This window comes from Terrisporobacter mayombei, from assembly GCF_020748465.1.
In the GTDB taxonomy this organism is placed as follows: domain Bacteria; phylum Bacillota; class Clostridia; order Peptostreptococcales; family Peptostreptococcaceae; genus Terrisporobacter; species Terrisporobacter mayombei.
The window spans coordinates 1-634 of record NZ_JAHZMP010000049.1; the positions used below are offsets into that span (position 1 = coordinate 1).

The window sequence follows — 634 nt, forward strand, 5'->3', positions numbered from 1 at the left end:
GCAGTAGAAAGCAACACAATAAGCGCAACCTGATTAACCAGGGTGAGCGGAGAGAGACAACGTTTAAGCATGTAAACCTCTTCCTTCAGGCTTTAAATGAGCAATAACCTTAATGAATGTGACGATACATTCTGGAATGGCAGTATTCTCGGCTATTGGCTGAAGTATACCCATACCCGGAAAGAGTTACTCCTTATTTGCCGTGTGGTTAGTCGCTTTACATCGGTAAGGGTAGGGATTTTACAGCACCGTGAAAAATCTCATAATTTTTATGAAGTCACTGTACTCACTATGGGTAATGATAAATATCAATGATAGATAAAGTTATCTTATCGTTTGATTTACATCAAATTGCCTTTAGCTACAGACACTAAGGTGGCAGACATCGAAACGAGTATCAGAGGTGTCTATGAGTCACTCATCCGCCCCCGAAAGGGCTACTGGAGCTGTCATTACAGATTGGCGACCGGAAGATCCTGCGTTCTGGCAACAACGCGGTCAACGTATTGCCAGCCGCAACCTGTGGATTTCCGTTCCCTGTCTGCTGCTGGCGTTTTGCGTATGGATGTTGTTCAGCGCTGTTGCGGTGAACCTACCGAAAGTCGGCTTTAATTTTACGACCGATCAGCTATTT

Annotated in this window: 1 pseudogene; it reads left to right on the forward strand. The window is 44.5% G+C overall.

The window, feature by feature from the left end:
• Window positions 1–409: 409 nt before the first annotated feature.
• Window positions 410–634 (forward strand): annotated as a pseudogene (locus K0039_RS24745) (hypothetical protein); the annotation flags it as partial.